General features: G+C 64.2%; 21 protein-coding genes. 10 read left to right on the forward strand and 11 right to left on the reverse strand.

The window, feature by feature from the left end; translation table 11 throughout:
- Positions 1 to 47: 47 nt before the first annotated feature.
- Positions 48 to 1,028 (reverse strand): NADPH:quinone oxidoreductase family protein, encoded by a 981-nt coding sequence (locus ACN0X7_RS09530; protein ID WP_417516527.1) that lies wholly within the window; start codon positions 1,026 to 1,028, stop codon positions 48 to 50.
- A gap of 45 nt (positions 1,029 to 1,073) precedes the next feature.
- Positions 1,074 to 2,828, reverse strand: a complete 1,755-nt coding sequence (locus tag ACN0X7_RS09535) for a flavin-containing monooxygenase (protein ID WP_417516529.1) — start codon at positions 2,826 to 2,828, stop codon at positions 1,074 to 1,076.
- A gap of 100 nt (positions 2,829 to 2,928) precedes the next feature.
- Between ACN0X7_RS09535 and ACN0X7_RS09540 the strand changes: the two genes are divergently transcribed.
- The 3 genes from ACN0X7_RS09540 to ACN0X7_RS09550 are packed head-to-tail and all read left to right on the forward strand — an operon-like array spanning position 2,929 to position 6,154.
- Entirely contained in the window at positions 2,929 to 3,537 is a 609-nt protein-coding gene (locus tag ACN0X7_RS09540) for an NAD(P)H-dependent oxidoreductase (RefSeq protein ID WP_417516707.1), read from the forward strand.
- Positions 3,537 to 5,438 carry a monovalent cation:proton antiporter-2 (CPA2) family protein gene (locus ACN0X7_RS09545; protein ID WP_417516531.1) on the forward strand — a complete coding sequence of 634 codons (1,902 nt, stop codon included), beginning with the start codon at positions 3,537 to 3,539 and terminating at the stop codon, positions 5,436 to 5,438. Before ACN0X7_RS09540 ends, ACN0X7_RS09545 begins: the two co-directional genes overlap by 1 nt.
- Complete coding sequence (locus ACN0X7_RS09550; protein ID WP_417516533.1) at positions 5,435 to 6,154, forward strand: HAD family hydrolase; 720 nt, start codon at positions 5,435 to 5,437, stop codon at positions 6,152 to 6,154. The genes ACN0X7_RS09545 and ACN0X7_RS09550 overlap by 4 nt, the downstream gene beginning before the upstream one ends.
- 28 nt (positions 6,155 to 6,182) lie before the next feature.
- Here ACN0X7_RS09550 and ACN0X7_RS09555 read toward each other — a convergent pair whose 3' ends face one another.
- Together ACN0X7_RS09555 and ACN0X7_RS09560 are read right to left on the reverse strand one after the other, a co-directional pair.
- A complete protein-coding gene (locus tag ACN0X7_RS09555) occupies positions 6,183 to 6,962 on the reverse strand; it encodes a 3-hydroxybutyrate dehydrogenase (RefSeq protein ID WP_417516535.1) in 780 nt (259 codons plus the stop codon).
- A gap of 2 nt (positions 6,963 to 6,964) precedes the next feature.
- Positions 6,965 to 8,107: a glycosyltransferase family 4 protein gene (locus tag ACN0X7_RS09560; RefSeq protein WP_417516537.1), complete on the reverse strand. Its 1,143-nt coding sequence runs from the start codon at positions 8,105 to 8,107 to the stop codon at positions 6,965 to 6,967.
- Positions 8,108 to 8,190: 83 nt separating this feature from the next.
- Here ACN0X7_RS09560 and ACN0X7_RS09565 point away from each other — a divergent pair, with 83 nt between their 5' ends.
- Positions 8,191 to 8,952: an alpha/beta fold hydrolase gene (locus ACN0X7_RS09565; RefSeq protein ID WP_417516539.1), complete on the forward strand. Its 762-nt coding sequence runs from the start codon at positions 8,191 to 8,193 to the stop codon at positions 8,950 to 8,952.
- Here ACN0X7_RS09565 and ACN0X7_RS09570 read toward each other — a convergent pair.
- Positions 8,944 to 9,807, reverse strand: coding sequence for an SDR family oxidoreductase (locus tag ACN0X7_RS09570; RefSeq protein WP_417516541.1), 864 nt, complete (start codon positions 9,805 to 9,807; stop codon positions 8,944 to 8,946). The two genes, ACN0X7_RS09565 and ACN0X7_RS09570, sit on opposite strands and share 9 nt — an antisense overlap.
- 51 nt (positions 9,808 to 9,858) lie before the next feature.
- Between ACN0X7_RS09570 and ACN0X7_RS09575 the strand changes: the two genes are divergently transcribed.
- Complete coding sequence (locus ACN0X7_RS09575) at positions 9,859 to 10,587, forward strand: tetratricopeptide repeat protein (protein ID WP_417516543.1); 729 nt, start codon at positions 9,859 to 9,861, stop codon at positions 10,585 to 10,587.
- On the opposite strand, the gene queG is transcribed toward ACN0X7_RS09575, so the two are convergent.
- Together queG and ACN0X7_RS09585 are read right to left on the reverse strand one after the other, a co-directional pair.
- Positions 10,580 to 11,719, reverse strand: a complete 1,140-nt coding sequence (gene queG, locus ACN0X7_RS09580) for a tRNA epoxyqueuosine(34) reductase QueG (protein ID WP_417516545.1) — start codon at positions 11,717 to 11,719, stop codon at positions 10,580 to 10,582. The genes ACN0X7_RS09575 and queG overlap by 8 nt on opposite strands.
- Positions 11,700 to 12,371 (reverse strand): glutathione S-transferase family protein, encoded by a 672-nt coding sequence (locus tag ACN0X7_RS09585; RefSeq protein WP_417516547.1) that lies wholly within the window; start codon positions 12,369 to 12,371, stop codon positions 11,700 to 11,702. The genes queG and ACN0X7_RS09585 overlap by 20 nt, the downstream gene beginning before the upstream one ends.
- 116 nt (positions 12,372 to 12,487) lie before the next feature.
- Here ACN0X7_RS09585 and ACN0X7_RS09590 point away from each other — a divergent pair, with 116 nt between their 5' ends.
- From ACN0X7_RS09590 to ACN0X7_RS09600, 3 genes are all read left to right on the forward strand, one after another.
- Positions 12,488 to 13,294, forward strand: a complete 807-nt coding sequence (locus ACN0X7_RS09590) for an undecaprenyl-diphosphate phosphatase (RefSeq protein ID WP_417516549.1) — start codon at positions 12,488 to 12,490, stop codon at positions 13,292 to 13,294.
- A gap of 81 nt (positions 13,295 to 13,375) precedes the next feature.
- Positions 13,376 to 14,128 (forward strand): SDR family NAD(P)-dependent oxidoreductase, encoded by a 753-nt coding sequence (locus tag ACN0X7_RS09595; protein ID WP_417516551.1) that lies wholly within the window; start codon positions 13,376 to 13,378, stop codon positions 14,126 to 14,128.
- 33 nt (positions 14,129 to 14,161) lie between these two features.
- Positions 14,162 to 15,115 (forward strand): acetyl-CoA carboxylase carboxyltransferase subunit alpha, encoded by a 954-nt coding sequence (locus ACN0X7_RS09600; protein WP_417516553.1) that lies wholly within the window; start codon positions 14,162 to 14,164, stop codon positions 15,113 to 15,115.
- 52 nt (positions 15,116 to 15,167) lie between these two features.
- Here the strand turns inward: ACN0X7_RS09600 and ACN0X7_RS09605 are convergent, their stop codons facing one another.
- From ACN0X7_RS09605 to ACN0X7_RS09620, 4 genes are read right to left on the reverse strand one after another with little or no spacing between them, the layout of a single operon-like run.
- Positions 15,168 to 16,232: a branched-chain amino acid ABC transporter permease gene (locus tag ACN0X7_RS09605; RefSeq protein WP_417516555.1), complete on the reverse strand. Its 1,065-nt coding sequence runs from the start codon at positions 16,230 to 16,232 to the stop codon at positions 15,168 to 15,170.
- A gap of 1 nt (position 16,233) precedes the next feature.
- Positions 16,234 to 17,151: a branched-chain amino acid ABC transporter permease gene (locus ACN0X7_RS09610; RefSeq protein ID WP_417516557.1), complete on the reverse strand. Its 918-nt coding sequence runs from the start codon at positions 17,149 to 17,151 to the stop codon at positions 16,234 to 16,236.
- Positions 17,151 to 17,888, reverse strand: coding sequence for an ABC transporter ATP-binding protein (locus ACN0X7_RS09615; protein ID WP_417516559.1), 738 nt, complete (start codon positions 17,886 to 17,888; stop codon positions 17,151 to 17,153). Before ACN0X7_RS09615 ends, ACN0X7_RS09610 begins: the two co-directional genes overlap by 1 nt.
- 3 nt (positions 17,889 to 17,891) lie before the next feature.
- The gene (locus ACN0X7_RS09620; protein WP_417516561.1) at positions 17,892 to 18,629 is read right to left on the reverse strand and encodes an ABC transporter ATP-binding protein; all 738 of its coding nucleotides are present in this window, start codon (positions 18,627 to 18,629) and stop codon (positions 17,892 to 17,894) included.
- A 372-nt stretch (positions 18,630 to 19,001) separates the two neighbouring features.
- Here ACN0X7_RS09620 and ACN0X7_RS09625 point away from each other — a divergent pair, with 372 nt between their 5' ends.
- Positions 19,002 to 20,222, forward strand: a complete 1,221-nt coding sequence (locus tag ACN0X7_RS09625; RefSeq protein ID WP_417516563.1) for an ABC transporter substrate-binding protein — start codon at positions 19,002 to 19,004, stop codon at positions 20,220 to 20,222.
- A gap of 86 nt (positions 20,223 to 20,308) precedes the next feature.
- Positions 20,309 to 21,064: an SDR family NAD(P)-dependent oxidoreductase gene (locus ACN0X7_RS09630; protein ID WP_417516565.1), complete on the forward strand. Its 756-nt coding sequence runs from the start codon at positions 20,309 to 20,311 to the stop codon at positions 21,062 to 21,064.
- Positions 21,065 to 21,084: the final 20 nt, after the last annotated feature.

Consider the following 21,084-nt stretch of genomic DNA (forward strand, 5'->3'; position numbering starts at 1 on the left):
CCGGGAAAATTCCCCGGCCTTTTTTGTCGGACAAGCGATTGACCGGGCTACCGGACGTTCACGATCACCTTGCCTGTCGCCTTGCGTGCGGCCAGCGCCTTCAACGCCTCGGGAGAATCCGCCAGCGGGAAGCGCATCGAAATGTGCGGATTGATCTTGCCCTCGGCACACCAGCCCAGCAGTTCGTCGAACTGCGCCCGGCAGCCGTCGGGGAATTTCTCGGTCCAGGCCCCCCAGAACACACCGACGATCTGGCACTGTTTCAGCAGGACCAGATTGGCCTTGGCTTCGGGAATGCGCCCGGATGCGAATCCCACGACCAGCAGACGGCCACCCCAGTTGATGCAGCGCAGCGATTCGTCGAATGCATCGCCGCCGACCGGATCGTAGATCACGTCGGCCCCCTGCCCGCCGGTCAGTTCCTTCACCGTCTCGCGGATGGACTTGTCCGAATAGTTGAACACATGATCGGCACCATACTGCCTGACGATGTCCATCTTCGCATCGGAGCCGACCGTGCCGATCACCGTCGCCCCCATCAGCTTGCCTAGCTCGACGGCGTTCAGGCCGACGCCACCGGACGCGCCATGCACCAGCAGAACCTCGCCCGCCTTCAGTTCCGCCCGGTCCTTCAGGGCGTGATAGGTCGTGCCGTATGTGACGGGAAAACCGGCCGCCTGTTCGAAGGAGACACCGTCCGGCAGCTTGAAAACCTTGCGCTCGGGGGTGACACATTTCTCGGCAAAGCCGCCGCCGGTCATCGTCATCGCCATGACGCGATCGCCCGGTTTCACCGCCGTGACCCCCTCACCCACTTCGGAGACTATCCCGCCGACTTCCATGCCGGGTGAGAAGGGGAAGTCGGGCTTGAACTGATATTTGCCGCCGATCAGCAGGATGTCGGGAAAATTCACCCCGCTGGCGTGGATGTCGATGACAACCTCGCCCTTGCCGGCCTTCGGATCGTCGGTCTCCTCGAAGACCAGATCGTCCGGTCCGCCCCATGCCTTGCACAGCATCGCTTTCACAGTGTTTCTCCCCTGAATGTCAGTGGCGCTTGGATAGCGCGCGGGTCACGCCCGGATCAAGCCTTCCTCGACAGCCTTGATCTGCAGCGCGAGATATTTCGAGTTGATGCGGCATTGCGCCAGACTGCCCGCGATGAACCAGATGCCCGGCTGGGGCGTCCGGCAGTACATGTTGCGCAGTTCCTGCCCCGCGCCAAACCCCCATATGGGCCCCACCCTGTCGGCCAGTTCGGGCCCGAACAGGTGCTCGACGAGATATTCCTGCGGCTTGTACCCCGTCGCCAGCACCACCAGATCCAGCGGCTTTTCAGCGCCGTCCTTCATGCGCACGCCATCTTTGGAAAAGGCCTCGATGTCGTCGAACTGGGCCAGACCGATCTCCCCGTTCACGATCATGTCCGAAGCGCCGACGTTGAAATAATATCCCCCGCCGCGGGTCAGATACTTGAACTGCCAGCCGGTGCCGTCCTCACCGTCGTCCAGCCTGAAGCCTTTCGCAGTCAGCCCGTCGAGCAGATCGCGATCCATCTCCTTTGCCTGGCGCGTCATCATCTGATGCGCGCGCCTCGACAGCGTGGTCGGCGTGGACACCACGATCAGGTCGCAATCTTCCAGCGACGGCCCGGAATCGTAGAGCGCATAGGGAATCTGTGCGCTTGGCTCGATATTCACGATCAGGGTCGGACTGCGCTGGACCAGCGTCACGTCGGCACCGCTGGACGCCAGATCGTGGGAAATGTCATGGCCGCTGTTGCCGGTGCCGATGACCATCGCATGCTTGCCCGACCAGTCCTCGCCATCGGAATACTGGCTGGAATGCAGCACCGGCCCCCTGAAATTCTCCAGCGTCGGAATGTCCGGCCTGTTGGCGATACCGCTCACGCCCGTCGCCATGACGACGTGACGGGGGCGCATTGTCCGCACCGTGCCTTCCGGGCGCTTGAGATCAACGGTCCAGTGACCCGCCGCATCGTCGTAGCTGCCGCCCTGGAACTCGGTGCCGGTCCAGTAGTTCAGTTCCATCGCCTCGACATAGGCCTCGAACCAGTTGGCCAGCTTGTCCTTCGGGATATAGGTGGGCCAGTTCGGCGGAAAGGGCATGTAGGGCATGTGATTGACCTGCACCTGATTGTGCAGGGTCAGCGCGTGATAGCGCTTCCGCCAGCTGTCGCCGATCCGTTCGTGCCGGTCCACGATCAGCGTATCCACGCCTAGCTGCGTCAACCGGGCCGCCGTTGCCAGTCCGGCCTGTCCGCCGCCCACCACCACGACCGCCGGGTCGCGATCCTCGTAGGCTTGTGCGATCCGTCGCTTGTCGAGCCAGTTCGGCCCGCGAAAATCGCGCGCGTTCGACTGACCGGTGGGGCGCGCCTGGCCGATCCTTTCGGGATGATCCTTCAGACCGGCGAGGGCCGTCAGCAGCGTCCAGCACTTCAGATGCCTATCCGCGTCCGGCTTCAGGCGAACGATGCCTTCTCCCGTGCCGACCGCCGTTTCGAAGAGGAAGAACGCCTCGATGCAGTCGTCCCCCGCCCGCGTCACATGGGCCGGTGCCGTCCTGCTCTCGTCCAGGCGGAATCCGCTGGCCCGTGTGGCCGCCACCGTCTGTTCCAGCATTTCCGCGATCACTTCGGCACCTTCGAACGTGTCCAGCCGCCAGGTGAAGGCCAGCACGTCCCGCCAGAAGCACTCCTGCCCGAACAGATCTGCCACGCTCCGGTCCGCCTGCAGCCCGGCTTCGAAGGCGTCCAGCCACTGTTTCACCGGAAGTCCCGGATCCTGTCTGCCACTATCGGGCATTGCGATACTCCCCACACCGCGCCACTCTGACCGTCATCGTAGGGGAGAAGATGCGCGGCACCAACCTGAAGTCCATGCGGAAGCGGCTGTCTTGAAGCGGGTGCTGGTACTCTGCGCCCACCCGCGCCCGGACCTGTCGACCGTGAATGCCGCGCTGTTCGACGGGATCCGCGACCTCGAAGGCGTCACGGCAGTCGATCTGTATGCCGACTATCCGACCATGGATATCGACGTGGAGCGGGAGCAGCAGCGTCTGGTCGACCACGACGTGATCGTGCTGCAGCATCCGCTGTTCTGGTACTCATCGCCCGCCATCCTGAAGGAATGGCAGGATCTGGTTCTGGAACACGGCTTCGCCTATGGCGAGGGCGGCCGGGCGCTGGAAGGCAAGGTTGCCATGAATGCCGTCAGCACGGGCGGCACGCGTGAGACCTATTCGAACCGGTCGGCCTTCGGACATGAACTGTCCGACCTGCTGCTGCCGTTCCGCAAGACCTTTCACCTCTGCCACATGCACTATCTGCCGCCCTTCGCGGTTTTTGGGTCCGGCGGTCCGGACATGACCGCGCGCCTGCCGGGTGCGGTGACGGCTTACCGACGGCTGCTCGGGGCGCTGGGCGAAGGGCGTCTTGATCTGGACGCCGCCAGTGCCGCGCAGACGCTCTCGGGCGATCTGGACGAGCTGATCTCCGAGACGGACGGTGTGTGATGGGACTGCTTGCCGACGCCTTCGTCTATCTGGTTGCCGCCGTGGTGGCCGTTCCGGTCGCCAGGCAGCTCGGTCTCGGATCGGTCCTCGGATATCTGATCGCCGGGGTGATCATCGGTCCCGTCACCGGAATCGTGGGCGCCGAAGCGACCGAGGTTCAACATTTCGCCGAGTTCGGCGTGGTCATGATGATGTTCGTCATCGGGCTGGAACTGCGACCCTCGATGCTCTGGGAGATGCGGCGGCAACTCGTCGGACTCGGCGGCCTGCAGATTTCAATCACCCTCGCCGCCGTCGCCGCGATCGCTTTCGCCGCATGCCTGCCCTGGCAGGGCGCACTGGCCGTCGGGATGATTCTGGCGCTGTCCTCCACCGCCATCGTTCTGCAGACCCTGAACGAGAAAGCCTGGCTGAAAACCACGGGCGGACAGAGTTCGTTCGCGGTTCTGCTGACGCAGGACATCGCCGTGATCCCCATGATCGCAGTGATGCCCCTGCTCGCCCTTCCCGGCCTTCAAGGCAGCGAGGCCGCCGATCATGGCGGCAGCCTGCTCAGCCCCCTTCCCGGCTGGGCGCAGGCCCTGATCATCATCGCGGCGATTGCCGGGATCATCGTGGCCGGACGGTTTCTGCTGCGGCCCCTCTTCCGCTTCATCGCCGCCACCCGTTTGAGGGAGATCTTCACCGCGACCGCGCTGATGCTGGTCATCGGCATCGCGCTACTGATGAACATGGTCGGGCTGTCGGCGGCATTGGGCACGTTCCTGGCGGGGGTCGTCCTGTCCGACAGCGAGTTCCGACACGAACTCGAAAGCGACATCGAGCCGTTCAAGGGTTTGCTGCTCGGCCTGTTCTTCCTGACGGTGGGCGCGGGGATCGATTTCGCCCTGCTGTTCGGCGACCCGGTTCTGATCGTCGGACTGGCGCTGGGCGTGATGGCGCTGAAACTGATCATCCTGCTGGTGCTGGCCGTCATCTTCCGCCTCAAGGGTGCGGACCGGTGGCTGTTCGCGCTGGGGCTGGCACAGGCGGGCGAGTTCGCCTTCGTGCTGTTCGGGTTCGCGCTGAGCGCCGGTGCGCTGGCACCCGACCTCATTCGCACGCTGACCCTGGTCGTCGCCATCTCGATGCTGCTGACACCGCTGCTTTTCATCCTGTACGAGAAGCTGATCGTCCCGCGCTCGGGCAAATCGGGCAAGCGGGCCGCCGACGACATCGAAGAGACCGGGACCGTGGTCATCGCGGGCATGGGCCGGTACGGCCAGATCATCAGCCGCCTGCTGACCACCAACGGCTATTCGGTCATCGTGCTGGATCACGACGCCGAAGCCATCGAACGCCTGCGCCGGATCGGCATGCGCACCTATTACGGCGACGCCACCCGGCCCGATCTGCTGGCCGCCGCCGGACTCGGCGAGGCAGACCTGTTCATCGCAGCGCTGGACGAACGGGAGAAACAGATCACGCTGGTGGAACACGTCTCGCGCACCTATCCCGGCCTGCCCATCCTGGCGCGGGCGCGCGACCGTCACCACGTCTACGAACTGGAGAAGGCGGGCGCGCACCTGGCGACACGGGAGGTTTTCGAAGGCGCGTTGAGGCTGGGCCGGTCGGCCCTTGAAACGCTCGGTTCGCATCCGTTTCTGGCCGAAACGAAGGTCCGCACATTCAGGCGGCACGACGTGAAGATGCTGCGCGAACTGCAGGACAACTGGAACGACGGCGGCGTTGACCAGACCTACATCGACGCCATGCGCGCCCAGTTCGATACCATGGCCGATCTGATGCAGACAGACCGTGGCGAACGCCATGCCGGGGCGGAACGCGGCTGGGTCGCACCGCCACGGCGCGAAGAGACCATCCGCAAGGGTGAGGCAGAGCGAGAGGAGAACGGGAAATGAGTCTTTCGAAAATCAGGGCGCTGACCTTCGACACCGGCGGCACCATCCTGGACTGGCACAGCGGCTTTCGCGATGCGCTGGCCACGGCGGGCGGGCGGCATGGCGTGGAGCGCGACTGGGCGATGCTGGCGAACGAGCTGCGCCGGCGCTCGCTGAAGGCGATGCTGAACCAGGGTCGTGACGGACCACCGCAGCACAATATTGACGATGCTCACCGGTTCTCTCTGGATGCGATCCTGAAAGAGGAAGGGCTGGAGGTCTTCGACACGGCGGACCGTCAGGCCATTGCCTACGATGCGCCGCACGGCTTCACCTGCTGGCCGGACTTTCCGCCGACCCTGCCGAAGCTGCGCGAACGCCACATCGTCGCGTCCTTCACCATCCTGAGTTACCGGCTGATCATCGATACCGCGCGCGCCAATGGCCTGAGCTGGGATGCGGTGCTGTCGTGCGAGGGGTTCGGCGTCTACAAGCTGCTGCCCGCCGCCTACGCCAGGGCCGCGCATTTTCTGCAACTGGACCCGTCGGAGTGCCTGATGGTGGCCTGCCACCGGTTCGATCTGGATGCCGCGCGCGACGCCGGTTACAGGACTGCGCTGGTCCGCCGCCCGACCGAATGGGGTCCGGAGGCCGAAGCGAACGATCCGAAAGCCGTCGAGGGCGACTATGATATCGTGGTGGATGACTTTCCGGCGCTGAACGACGCCCTGTCCTGACGGATGCCGCCTTTTACCGGCGAGCGGGTCAGTGGGCCGTCCAGCCACCGTCCACCGGCAGGGCCGTGCCCGTTATGGACGCGCCCCCCGACGAACAGAGGAAAACCGTCAGATCGGCGATTTCCTCGACCGTGACGAACTTCTTGGTCGATTGGGGGGCCAGCATGACGTCGTTGATCACCTGCTCTTCGCTGATCCCGCGGGCCGCAGCGGTGGCCGGAATCTGCTTCTCGACCAGGGGCGTCAACACATACCCGGGGCAGATGGCGTTGCAGGTGATGCCCTGCGCCGCAACTTCCAGCGCGACAGTCTTGGTAAAGCCCAGCAGCCCGTGTTTCGCACTGACATAGGCGGACTTGAACGGCGAGGCGACAAGGCTGTGGGCCGAGGCGATGTTGATCACCCGACCCCAGCCCTTCGCCTTCATGCCCGGCAAGGCCAGCCGGGTGCAGTGGAAGGCCGATGTCAGGTTGGTGGCGATCACCGCATCCCATTTCTCGACCGGAAATTCGTCGACCGGGGCCACATGCTGGATACCGGCGTTGTTCACCAGCACATCGACCGCACCGAACGCGTCGATGGCTGACTGCATCATGGCCTCGATCTCTCCCGGAGAGGTCATGTCCGCCTGTGCGTAGACCACGGATCCGCCGCCGCCTTCCAGGGAGGCGCGCAGGGAGTCCACCTCCGACGATTCGCGGCGGCCGTTCATGACGACGTTCATGCCGGCCGCGGCCAGCGCCTGCGCGACTCCCAGCCCGATCCCGCTCGTCGAGCCGGTCACCAGCGCGGTCTTTCGGTCGGTCATGCTCATCTCCCCAGCAACTCGTGATAGACGTCCAGCGTGCGGCGGCACATCAGGTCGCGCGTGAAGTGCGCACGCACATGTGTCATCGCCCGATCCGCCAGCGCCGCGCGCGCATCGTGATCCAGCGACAGCGCCTCGTCCAGCGCCACCGCCATCGCTGCCGGATCTCCGGGTGTGACACGCCAGCCGGTCTGGCCGGGTTCCACCGTCTCGCGCGCACCGCCGTGGTCCGTCACGATCACCGGGCGGCCCATCGCCTGCGCCTCGACTGCCGTGCGACCGAATCCCTCGGGCTTGATGGAGGCGGAAACGACGACACTGGCGAGGGAATAGGCCGCGGGCATATCACGGCAGAGGCCCGCGAACCGGATCCGGTCGCCGACGCCCGCCTGAGTGGCGATCTTGCGCAGTTCGACCTTGAAGGCTTCCCGGCCCGCGTCACCGCCCACGAAGACCAGCACGGCGTCCTGATGCGCGGACTGTCCCAGCGCTCGGATCAGAATCTCCTGTCCCTTCAGCCGGGTCAGGCGGCCCGGCAACAGGATGACAGGCGCGCCATCGGGCAGCATCCAGACCCGTGAAAGCTGGATCTTGCGGGCTGCTGTGACGTCCTCGGGGCGGAAAAGGTCGACGTCCACACCACGCGGGATCACGCGGATCCGCTCCGGATCCAGCGCGGGATAGTGCTTGATCGCATGATCGCGGATGAATTCGGAGATCGCGATCACCCGATCGCCCTTCATCATCACGCTGTTGTAGGCCCGCTTCAGCGCCGATCCCGCCCCGTATGCGCCATGAATGGTCGTGACGAACGGCCGTCCGGTCCGGCGGGCCGCGTGCAGCGCGCTCCAGGCGGGTGCCCGCGAACGCGCATGCACCAGATCGACCTGCTCGCCCTCGATCAGCCGGGTCAGCCGCTTGATGTTCCGCCAGATCACCAGAGGCCGCTTGCGCCGCAGCGGCAGCCGGAAATAGTCGGCGCCGGTCTTTTCCAGATCGCGCACCATGCTGCCCGCAGACGACGCGACGACGGCACGATGGCCAGACGCCACAAGCGCTTCGGCGATCTCCAGCGTGCCGCGCTCGACGCCGCCGGTTTCCAGCGCGGGCAGCACCTGCAGAACCGTAAATCGTCCCTCAGTCATGCGGCAGTGCTTGCTGCGGCGACATGGTCATGCTTCCTTCCGGCTCTTCGAATTGCGCAATGGTTGAACGGCGGGCCTGAACAATGACTGAACCAGAACGACTCCAGCGGCCCGACGGCGAAAGCATCGCCTATCACAGACTGGAAGGCAAAGCGCCCGGTGTGATCTTTTGCGGCGGTTTCATGTCCGACATGACCGGCACCAAGGCCATCGCGCTGGAAGAGCACTGCCGGACCCGCGGACAGGCATTCGTGCGCTTCGACTACCTGGGCCATGGCCAGAGCAGCGGCGATTTCGCAGCGAAGGGCTGCATCAGCCGGTGGGCCGACGATGCCGCAGCGGTGCTGACGGAACTGACCGACGGCCCGCAGATCGTGGTCGGATCGTCGATGGGCGGATGGGTGGCCCTGAAACTGGCGCTGTCCCACCAGGAACCGGTCGCGGCGCTGGTCGGTATCGCGCCCGCCCCCGATTTCACGGTCTGGATGTGGGAAGACCTGACCTCCGAACAGCAGTCGGAACTGACCGACAAGGGTCAGATCAGGGTGCATTCGGAATATGATCCCGACGGCTACGTCATCACCAGGCAACTGATCGATGACGGCACACCGAACTTCGTGCTCACCGATGCGGAGATTCCGCTGGATATGCCCGTCCGGCTGCTGCACGGCATGGCAGACCCGGATGTGCCGTGGCAGCATTCGCTGCGGATCGCACAGCATCTGCGGTCCGCGGATGTGCGCATCAGTTTTTCCAAGTCCGGGGATCACCGCCTTTCGGAACCCGGCGATCTGGATCTGCTGCGCGCGACGATCGACGAGCTTTCCGCCCTGATCTCAGCCTGACCGTTCCTCTGCCAGCACGGCCCGCAGCCCTTCGCGATAGGTTGGAAATTCAAGCGTGACACCCAGTTCCCGCTTGATCAGATCGTTGCTGACCCGCTTGTTCTCGCCATAGAAACTGCGCGCCATGGGGCTGAGATCGGCCTCCTCGAAGGCGACCTCTGGCGGCGGATCCATCCCCAGCAGGTCCGCGGCAAAGGCCACGACGTCCTGCGGCGGTGCGGGCAGATCATCGCAGACGTTGTAGATTCCTCCGGCCCGCGGATGCTCGATCGATGCTTTCAGTATTGCGGCTATGTCATTGACGTGGATACGTGAAAAGACCTGCCCCTGTTTGACGAGACGGCGAGCCTTCCCCTCTCTCAGCGCGCGGAACTGGCTGCGGCCCGGCCCGTAGATACCCGCAAGCCGGAAGACCTGCACCGCCGGCCGGTCGGCACCATCGAACAGGTCCAGCCAGTCGCGCTCCGCCTTTACGCGTCGCTCGCCGCGTTGGCCGGCGGGACGCAGCTCGGCGGTCTCGTCGACCCATCCGCCCTGCCGGTCGCCATAGACGCCCGTGGTCGACAGATAGCCGGCCCACTGCAGGTTCCGCGCAGCGCGCAACTGTGCGCCGCAATGACGGACGACCGGATCGCCTGCGTCATCCGGCGGGATGGAAGCCAGCACATGGGTCACGCCATCCAGCGCATCGTCGGGCAGCGGTCCCGTCGCATCGAAGGGCACCGTCTCGATGCCCAGCGCGTCGAGGGCCTGCGCGGACTCTTCTGAACGCGCGGTGGCGACGACCTCGGCGTCCGGCAGGCGCGCGAGCAGCGCTTTCGCCGAAAACCCCATTCCGAAACACATTAGCTTCATGGCAAGCGATCTCCGGTTGATGACGGGCCCGACCTTGGCTATCGGTTTCGGATGTTGCGTACAATTGCCCTGACCGTCGCATGCCTGCTGCTCGCCCGCGCCGCAGAGGCTGTCGATACCTACGAGGCCTGTATCGCGCGGGTCGAGGCCGACCCCGCAGCCGGACTGACCGAGGCGCTGCAATGGCGTGATCTGGGCGGCGGACTGGCGGCACGGCACTGCGTCGCCCTCGCCTATGCCGCCAACGGCGATTTCCGGCTCGCGGGCGTCCGCATGCAGGAAGTCGCGGCGGGGCTTGAAACCGACAACAGAGATGCCGCAGCCCAGGTCTGGGCACAGGCGGGCGCGGTCTGGCTGCAGGGGCAGGAGGACGCATTGGCCGCGGAGGCCTATGGCAAGGCGATCGCGCTGGATCCGGATGACCCGCGGCTGCATCTCGATCTGGCGCATGTCCTTGCGGCTCAGAAGCGGTTCGACGCCGCCGCCTCTGAAGTGGCCGCCGCGCTGAAGCTGGATGACCTGCTGGCGGATGCCTATGCCCTGCAGGCGATGCTGCTGCGCCGCGCCAACCGCCTGGATGACGCCGATGCCGCGCTGGCCAACGCGCTCGCGCTCGATCCGGCGCAGCCGATGGCCCGGATGGAACAGGCGCTCGCCCGCGCGCGCGGCGGCGATATTGCCGGTGCCCGCACAGACCTGAATGACATCATCGCCGAGGATCCGGAAGGCAATGTCGCGGAAACCGCGCGGCGCTATCTTCAGGAACTGGAACTCAACTGAGCGCCGCCTCCCACTCCGCCAGCACGTCCGGGTCGGTCTCGTTGATGACATGCAGGGCCTGAGCGCTTCGACTCTCGGCCGCCGATGCGAGCCGCGCGTAGGCCCAGACCGCCGCGCCCCGGACCAGGGGCGATGGGTCGTGCAAGAGATCAGCTACAGGCTCTATCAATCTGTTATCGCTTGAATTTCCGGCCGCGATGAGGACGTTCCTGAGGAACCGGTCTCGACCCAGACGTTTCACCGTCGTCTGCGCGAACATGGTCCGGAAAGCAGCGTCATCCAGCCCCAGCAGGTCCGACAGGGGCGGGTTGAGGATCTGTTCGCGCACGGCAATCTGGGTATCGCGCGACGCCTCGGCGAACTTGTTCCACGGGCAAACCGCCAGACAGTCGTCACAGCCGAAGATCCTGTTGCCGATGGCCGCCCGGAACTGCATCGGAATCGGTCCCTGATGCTCGACCGTCAGATAGGCGATGCAGCGGTTGGCATCCAGTTGATAGGGCGCGGGAAAGGCGGCGGTTGGACAGATGTCGAGACACCGGCGGCACTGGCCGCACCGGTCCGCCGCCGGTTCATCCGGTGCGAAGTCCAGCGTCGTGAAGATGGCGCCCAGAAAGGTCCATGACCCGGCAGAGCGGCTGACCAGATTGGTGTGCTTGCCCTGCCAGCCCAGCCCGGCGGCGGCTGCCAGCGGTTTCTCCATCACCGGCGCCGTGTCCACGAAGACCTTGATATCGCAGCCGGTCTCGCTGACCAGCCAGCGCCCGACGGTCTTCAACCGCTTCTTGACCACGTCGTGATAGTCACGACGGGCAGCGTAAGCCGACACCGCGCCGCTGCTGCCGTCTTGCAGGAGGTCGAGCGGATCATGCGCGGGGGCGTAGCTGGTGGTCAGCATGATCACCGTCCGCGCTTCCGGCCACAGCGCGGACGGGTCCGAACGCCAGTCGATCCGGTCCGCAAGCCAACCCATGTCGCCGTGCCGCTCCAGCGCGATGAATTCTCTCAGGTGATCCCCGGCGACAGCAACCGCATCCGGTGTCGTGACGCCCACTTCGGCAAACCCCTCGTCCATCGCGTGCTGCTTCAGCCGGGCCAGCAGGGCCGCGGGCTCAGAAGTCGAGGTCGTCATAATGGTCCGGCGGCGGAAAGCCCGAGACACGGTCCGCCAGCAGCGGGCGGAAGGCCGGGCGCGACTTCAGGCGGCTGTACCAGTGCCGCACCTCGGGGAAGGCATCCCAAGGCACTTCGCCCAGATAGTCGACCACCGACAGATGCGCCGCAGCCATCAGATCGGCCAGGCTCATGGCGTCTCCGGCCAGCCAGCGCCGCTGTTCGGCAAGCTGGCTGACGTGGTCCAGGTGGAAGCGCATGTTCTGCCGGGCCACGCGAATCGTGGCCGGATCGGGCGTCCCGGCCTTCATCTCGCTGCGATAGATACGCTCGTAGACCAGAAGATCGGAAACCTCGCCCGCAAATCTCGTATCGAACCAGCCGAGCAGCCGCCGGACTTCGGCGCGATGCAGCGGATTCTCGCCGAGCAGCCCCCCGTCGCCCTGGGTCTCCTCGACGTACTCGGCGATGGCGCGGGCATCCGACATGGCCGGAACGCCGCCCCCCGCGGCGAAGACCGGCGGCCAGCCGGACGGACTGAGCTTCAGGAATGCCGGACGACGCTCCCACGGGTTCTCCAGCGCCAGATCGAAGGCGATGTTGCGCTCCGCCAGCTGCAGGCGGATGAACCGGCTGCCCGGCGACAGCCAGTAATGGTAAAGCGTCGCCATGGCGCGCGTGGGATCCCCGCTGAAACAAACCCGGATCATTGAGCTTCGACTTAACCGAAGCCCTCTGATATGACATTTTCCCGCCCCTGCTTGCAATCGACGAGGATGAACCGACGTTGGCGCTCTACCAGTTGATCGTGATCGCCGTCGTTCAGGGCATCACCGAATTCCTGCCGATCAGTTCGTCCGGCCATCTGTTCCTGACGTCTGCCGTGCTGAAGTGGCCCGACCAGGGCGTGCTCGTCGATGCCGCCGTCCACCTGGGCACACTGGCGGCGGTCATGCTCTACTCGTGGCGCGACATCGGCAGCATGCTGGGCGGACTGGGCAGCGCCCTGACATTCAAGCGGACGCCGGGCGGGATGATGCTGCTGTATCTTGCTTTTTCGTCCGTGCCCCTGGTCATCGCCGGCGCGGCGCTGGCCTACTTCGACAGGACCGAGATGTTCCGGTCCATCGAGATGGTGGCCTGGGCGACGATCGTGTTCGCACTCCTGCTGTGGCTCTCGGATTTTTTCGGGATGACGGTGCGCAAGGTCGAGCACATGACCGCGGGCAGCGCCCTGATGATCGGCCTGTTCCAGATCATCGCCCTGATCCCCGGGGCCAGCCGCGCGGGCATGACCATGACCGCCGGACGCATGCTGGGCTTCGAGCGGGCCGAGGCCGCGCGGTTCTCGCTGCTGATGTCGATCCCTGCGATTCTCGCCGCCGGGGGCTACAGCATGGTGAAGATCTGGCAGGCCGGCGACGTCGACTTCGGCCTGGAAGTGCTGATCGCGATGGCCGTGGCCTTTCTGACCGCCCTGCCCGCCATCGCACTGATGATGAGCTGGCTGAAACGGGCTGGATACGGGCCCTTCGTCATCTACCGCCTGATACTGGGCGGCATACTTCTGAGCGTGGCCTACGGCTGGGTATAGCTTCCGGCATCCCCGCGGGTTGCCAGACCGGCCTGTCGCAATCATGTACAGGCGAGCATTTGAACTGAGGGAGATACGATCATGGAACTGGGCCTGAAGGGAAAGAACGTGATCGTCACCGGCGGCAGCCGTGGCATCGGATTCGGCATTGCCCGCGGATTCGCAGCGGAGGGCGCGAACGTCTCCATCTGCGCGCGGGGCGAGGAGAGCCTGAACAAGGCGAAGGCGGAACTGGAGAAATCCGGCACGACCGTGCATGCAGCAACCTGTGACGTTTCGAACGCCGAGAGCCTGGAGGCCTACATCCGGTCTGCCGCAGATGCCCTGGGCGGCCTGAATGTTCTGGTCAACAATCCGTCGGGGTTCGGGCGCAGCGACGACGAGGACGGCTGGAAGGCCAGTCTGGATGTGGATCTGATGGCCCTGGTCCGCGCGGGTTGGACGGCCATCCCGCTGATCGAGAAGTCCGGCGGCGGCAGCCTGGTCCACATCTCGTCGATCTCGGGACTGACCGCATCGACACGCACGCCACCCTATGGTGCCGTGAAGGCGGCCGTGATCCAGTACACCCTGTCCCAGGCCGCCGCACTGGCCCGGAAGGGCATCCGGGTCAACTGCATCGCGCCCGGATCCATCGAATTCGAGGGCGGCGTCTGGGACGACGCGAAACAGAACAATCCCCAGCTCTACGGCGCGATCAGGTCGTCCATCCCGTTCGACCGACTGGGCACACCGGAAGAAGTCGGCAACCTGGCCGTCTTCCTTGCATCGGACGCCGCCTCATGGATCACCGGACAGACGGTGGCCGTGGACGGCGGGCAGATGCTCAGCTAAAGCTGGCAGATCAAACAGACACGCGGGCGGACCATGAAAACCTATCTCGATTTCGAAAAGCCGATTGCCGAACTTGAAGGCAAGATCCGGGAGCTGGAACATCTGGCCCAGGATGAGGAGAAGGTCGATATCGCGACCGAGATCGGCACGCTGGAAACCAAGGTCAACAAGCTTCTGAAGGACACCTACCGGTCCCTGAACCCGTGGCAGAAAACGCAGGTCGCCCGGCACCCGGAACGGCCCCACGCCCAGGCCTATGTCGATGCGCTGATCAGCGACTTCACCCCGCTGGCCGGCGACCGCTCCTACGCCGACGACAAGGCCATGCTGGCCGGCATGGGGCGCTTTCGCGGTCGCAGCGTGATGGTCATCGGCACCGAAAAGGGCGCGACCACCGAAGCCCGCCTGAAGCACAATTTCGGCATGGCGCGCCCCGAGGGTTATCGCAAGGCGCAGCGGCTGATGAAGCTGGCGGAGCGGTTTGGCCTGCCGATCATCACCTTCGTCGACACGGCAGGCGCCTATCCGGGCGTGGGTGCCGAGGAACGCGGGCAGGCGGAGGCCATCGCGCGCTGCATCGAAGTCTGCCTGAACGTCAAGGTGCCGCTGATCTCGTGCATCATCGGCGAGGGCGGATCGGGCGGTGCCGTGGCGCTGGCGGTCGGCGACCGGGTGATCATGATGGAGAACTCGGTCTACTCGGTGATTTCGCCGGAGGCCTGCTCGTCCATTCTGTTCAAGACATCGGACCGGGCAAAGGACGCGGCGGAGGCCCTGAAGGTGACGGCGCAGGACATGTACAGGCTGGGGGTCGCGGATCTGGTCATCGATGAACCGATCGGCGGCGCGCACCGTGATCCCGGCAATACCATCATGGCGCTGGGCGAAGTGATCGCCGAAACCCTGGATGAACTCGGGAAAGTGGAGCCCGACCGTCTGCTGGAACGTCGGCGCGAGAAATTCCTGACGATGGGCCGCGCCGCCTGATCGTCACGCGCCCGACCCGACGGGATCGCACCGGGCGCGTTCGGGTCTCAGATCAGGATTGACGCCTGGTCACGGCGGTCATGACGACCTTGTGCTTCCAGGGCCAGTAGATTTCGGCGTTTCTGGTCAGCCCGCTGGGACGGAAGATCAGGATCAGCAACAGCACGACACCCAGTCCGACTTCCGCCGAGCTTGCCGGCAGGCCGATCGTGGTGTCCCCCATCTGAATGCCCTTCTCGGCCTTGCGCAGGAATTCGATGACGAAGGACAGGACAATTGTACCGATCACGGCACCGGAGAGCGACTGCATGCCGCCCACGACCAGCATGGACAGGGTCACGAACGTCAGCGGCAGATAGAAGGTGTCCACCGTCAGCAGGCCCAGGAAATGACCGTACAGGCCCCCGGCCATGCCCACGAAGAAGGCGCTGATGGTGAAGGAGATGACCCGTTCCATGGTCACATTCACGCCGGCGGCCTTCGCGGCGACCTCATCCTCGCGACTGGCGCGCAAGGCCAGACCGAACTTCGACCGCGAATAGAGGAACGCGCCGATCATGGCCGCGATGGCGAACCACAGCGCGATCCAGGGTGTCGTCGTCACCGGAATGCCGACCAGCGAGCTCTGCCCCGCTGTCCAGGTGCTCCATTGCAGGTAGAAGGAATAGAAGCTCATGAACAGGGCGAACGTGCCGATGGATGCGGCGATGCCCGACAGCCGCATCAGCGCCAGCCCCGATACGAAGGCGATGGCCGCCGCCAGGAATCCCGCCGATATGGTTGCGGGTATCCAGTGATGCGAGTTCGCTAGCATGTATTCGGGCAGGCCGGGGATGAAGATGTCCTTGGTCATCGGGTCCATGGTCTGCCACGCCGTCGCATAGGCACCGATCATCATGAAGCCGATGTGACCGAACGAGATCAGCCCGGAATTGCCCACGAAGATATAGAGGCCGACCACGACCGAAAGCCGGATCAGGGCCTCCGTCAGCGAAACGTTGATATTGCGGTCGCCCAGCATCTGGATGCCGCCGACGATCACCAGCAGCATGACGATCAGGAACAGCAGCGGCCAGACTTCGCGGACCAGATGGCCAAGGGGCGTTTTCGGTTCCATCTCAGACACGCTCCTTGGAGGCACTCGAAAGGACCAGGCCCTGCGGCCTGACCAGCAGAATGAAAATGACGATCGCGAAGACGAACACGTCGCGGAAGACACGATATTCGGACGGCAGGAAAGTCTGCAGCAGAATGCTGAGGAACCCGACGGTGAACCCGCCGACGACGGCACCGAGCAGGCTGCCCATGCCGCCGATCACGGTCGCGATGAAGGCGAACAGCATCAGCGGCACGCCCATGCGGAAATCCAGGATACCGGTCTGGACCACGAACAGCATCGAGACCGCCGCCGCCAGCATGCCGCTTATGGCCACGGCCAGCATGATCACGCGGTTGGCCTCGACCCCCAGCATGCGGGCCATGCGGAAGTCCTCGGCCGCCGCCCGCATGTGAACGCCGTATTTTGTGCGCTTCAGGAACAGCACCAACAGGATCATCATCACGAAGGTGACGCCGATGATCAGCAACTGAAGCTGTGGAACCTGAACGCCTTCCATCAGTTGAACGCCCTGATTGAGGTCGGACCATATCCCCACGGCCTTGGGCCGGCCGCCGAAGATCATGATGATGATGTTCTGGATGATGAAGCCCAGCGCGAACGACCCGATCATCAGGGTGGCGGGCGACGCATCGCGCAAGGGGCGGAACACCGCGAATTCCGAGATCAGCGCCAGGACGATGACGATGCCGAGAATGCAGGGCACCAGCAGCAGGGGATGGAAATCGCCGATGAACAGGGTTGCCTGGGTGGCCGCGGACGGAATGATCAACGCATAGGCGCCCACCGTGATGAAATCACCATGGGCGAAGTTGATCAGCTTCAGCACTCCGAACAGCAGCCCGATGCCCAGCGCGGCCAGCGCGTAGAAACTGCCGAGGCTCAAACCATCGACAAAGACCTGGATCGCAAACGACATCAGATCATCACCTCGTTCTCGTGATCTTCGGTGAACCCGAAATAGGCCTTGTGCACCTCGACACCGTCCTGCAGGTCAGCCGCCTTGCCGTGAAGCTGTATCTCGCCGTTGCGCAGGACATACATCGTGTCCGCTGCCTTCAGGGCCCGCTCGGAACTCTGCTCGACGATCAGCAGCGTCAGCCCGCGTTTCTCGCGCAGGTCGATCAGCACCTCATAGACCCGGTCGACGATCTTCGGCGCCAGACCGAGTGAGGGTTCGTCAATCGTCATGAACCGCGGGTTGGTCATCAGGGCCCGACCGATGGCCAGCATCTGCTGCTCACCGCCCGACAACTTGCCCGCCGGCTGCTTCCGCCTTTCACCCAGTATGGGAAAGGTTTCCAGCACCCGCTTGAAATCCTTGCGAATTTCATCCTTGTCCTTGCGAACGGCAGAACCCACCTGCAGGTTCTCCTCGACCGACAGCCCGGTGAAGATGTGGCGGCCTTCGGGCACCTGGGAGATGCCCATGCGCGCAACATCCTCGACCCTGGTTCCGTTGATCGTCTGGCCATCGAAGGTGATCGTGCCTTCCGCCGGGCTCAGCACACCGGAGATCGACAGCAGCGTGGTCGACTTGCCCGCGCCGTTCGGACCGACAACGCAGGCGATCTCACCTTCCTGAACGGTCAGGGAGATGCCCCGCAGCGCCGTCAGACGCCCGTAGCGCACATGCAGATCCGTGATTTCAAGCATCCCCTACCCCTTGCCCAGATAGGCTTCGATGACGGCCGGGTTGGCCTGAACCTCGGTCGGATTGCCGCGGGCGATCGTCCTGCCGCTGTCCAGCACATGAATGCGCTCGCTGATGCCCATGACCACGCGCATGTTGTGTTCGATCAGCACGACGCCGCAGCCGAACCGGTCGCGCACCTGTTTGACCAGTCCCATCAGATCATCGCACTCCAGATCCGACATCCCGGCCGCAGGCTCGTCCAGCAGGATGTACTTCGGCGACTGGATGAGGGCGCGCGCGATGCCGACGCGGCGTTCGTCGGTATAGGGCAGCGCGCCGGCGAGCACGTTGGCCCGGTCTGCCAGCCCGATCCAGTCGAGCAGTTCCATGGCTTCCGCATGCGCGGTCGTCCGGCGCAGTCCCATGCCGACACCCGCGACCTCGACGTTCTCGACGACGCTCATTTCGCGGAACAGCCGCCCCGCCTGAAAGGTCCGGGCGACGCCACGGTGGCGCAGCGCATGCGGCTTGACGCCGGATACGCTCTCGCCATCCAGCAGCACGTCGCCTTCCGTCGGTATCTGGAAGCCGGTCATGACGTTGACCAGCGTGGTCTTGCCCGCCCCGTTGGGGCCGATCAATCCCAGTATTTCGCCCGGCGCGACCGATTCCTCAACAGAATCTATGGCCGTTAACCCCTCAAAGCGAACAGTCACATTGCTGACTTGCAATGCAGCCCCGTCACCTGTGCCTGCCTGCACTCTCCACCCTCCAACTTGCCGCCCGAATACTGCGATGCGGCTCGTTTCGATACAATAAAGGTTAGACAGGAACACCGGGCGGAACAAGTCGTTTGCACTGCCGAACGAATAAGCAAATCCCGCTGAAACGCCTGATTTTTCTATGGTTTCACGCGCGCCGTTAAGGTCCGGTTCAGCCTTGGGTTCGTGAATAGAGCCGGTTTAGGGCGTTTCGATCCAAGCTCGATGCCACTTCCACCGCTTGCCTGCCGGGGCTTTTGTCGTAGCATGACCTCAGCGCGACGGGCATTGCGTGAAACGGCGACGGTGAAAAACACTGCGCCACCTCGAGCCACAACGGGTTCGCGTATCAAACAGGAGGCTTTCAGTCTGATGAGAAAACTAACAACTTCCGCTATTGCGGGTCTGGCGGCAATGGGTGCCGCCGCAATGTCGACGGTGGCTGTCGCCGACGACCATGAGGTCGTGGTCGGCTTCGCCGCATCCTACTCGGGTTGGATGCAGGCCTACAGCCAGCCATCGACGAATGCGGCCCTGATCGCCATCGACGACATCAACGCCAAGGGCGGTCTGCTGGGCAAGAAGATCAAGGCTGTCATGGCCGATGCCAAGACGGACCGCGTCGAGGGTGCGAAAGCCGGTCAGCAGGTGCTGAACGAAGGCGCCCAGATGATGGCCGTCGATTGCGACTACGACTTCGGCGCACCTGCGGCCCTGGCGGCGAAGAACGCCAACAAGATCGCGATCTTCCTGTGTGCGGAAAGCGTGCTGGCCGGTATTCAGGGCGTCGGCAAGAACGCCTTCTCGTCCTCGATCCTCGCCGCCGTTCAGGGTGCGACGATCGCGGAATGGGGCGCGAAGACCAAGGGCTGGAAGACGGCCTACATCCTGCTCGACACCTCGATCGAGTACAACAAGGGCATCTGCTACGGCTTTGACTGGATGTGGAAAGAGAAGCTCGGTCTCGAAATTCTCGGCCACGATGTCTACCAGAACGCCGATGCGTCGATCGCAGCCCAGATCACCCGCATCAAGAACCTGCCGAGCGAACCTGACCTGATCATCAACTGCTCGTACATTCCTGGCGGTGCCAGCGCGCTGCGCCAGATCCGTGCGGCAGGCATCGAATCCGCCCTGGCCGGCGGCAGCTCGATGAGCGGCACCTACTGGCTCGACTCGGTTCCGGGCCTGACCGGTCACTATGTGACGGAACAGGCCTCGATCTACGGCGATGACCCGCGTCCCGCCGTCGAGGAGTTCAACAAGAAGTACGAAGCCCGTTTCGGCGAGCGTCCCAACAGCCAGTACACCTATCCGGGTTACCTGGTGATCGAGATGTGGGCCCGCGCAGTCGAGCGTGCCGGTACGTTCGAGACCGATGCGGTCATCGCCGAGATGGAGAAGTTCAAGGATGAGCCCTTCCTGATCGGCACGCGGACCTTTACCCCGCAGCTTCACCACCAGAACTACGGCCCGTACCTGATCGTGGAAACCACCGACGGCAAGCCTGCCGTGGCGGATGAGTTCACGATCTCGGAACCGGTTCCGATGGATGTGCTGTTCGGCAAGCGTTACACCTACATCGCACGCTGATCGGCGCATGAACTGACACGAACGAGCCCCATTCCGGCGTCCACCGGGATGGGGCTTTTTCTTCCAGCCCTGCAGGAGATGGTTTCTTGAGGTTCGACGGACGCATCGCGATGGTGACAGGCGGCGCACAGGGCATCGGCGCGGAGATCGCGCAGGCGCTGGCCGCAGAAGGCGCATCGGTTGCGGTCGTGAACCGGCAGAACACCGAAACAGCCGCCCGGATCGTTGCGCAGATCCGGGATTCCGGCGGAAAAGCGACGGCATTCCAGGCCGATATCGGCGATGTGCGCCAGATCGAGACCCTGTGGCGCGATGTCGTGTCCGATCTCGGTCCGGTCGATATTCTGGTCAACAATGCGGGAATCTTTCTGCCGCGCCCGATCGAAGAGGTCGACGAGGCGAACTGGGACACACAGATGGACGTCAACCTGAAGAGTTGCTTCTTTCTGGCGAAGGCCGCCGTGCCGCACATGAAACAGCAGCGCTGGGGCAAGATCATCAACGTGAGTTCCATCGCCGGGATCGGCGGCTTTCCGAACTCCGCCGCCTATTGCGCGTCCAAGGGCGGCATGAACAATCTGACGAAGTCGCTGTGCCTGGAACTGGCACCCTTCGGCATCAATGTGAACGCGATCGCCCCGGGCAACATCGAGACACCCATGAATGCCGATCTTCGCGCGGACCCGGAATGGTCAGCGAAGATGCGCGAACGCACCCCGTCGGGGGATGATTTTCTGGCCGCCCGCGACATGGCAGGCGCCGTCACGTTTCTCGCATCCGACGACGCGAAATCCGTGCACGGCGTGATCCTGCCCGTCGATGGCGGCTGGCGCGCCTGGTGATGGCGCATTTGAAGGAGAGA

Source organism: Minwuia sp. (assembly GCF_048263705.1).
In the GTDB taxonomy this organism is placed as follows: domain Bacteria; phylum Pseudomonadota; class Alphaproteobacteria; order Minwuiales; family Minwuiaceae; genus Minwuia.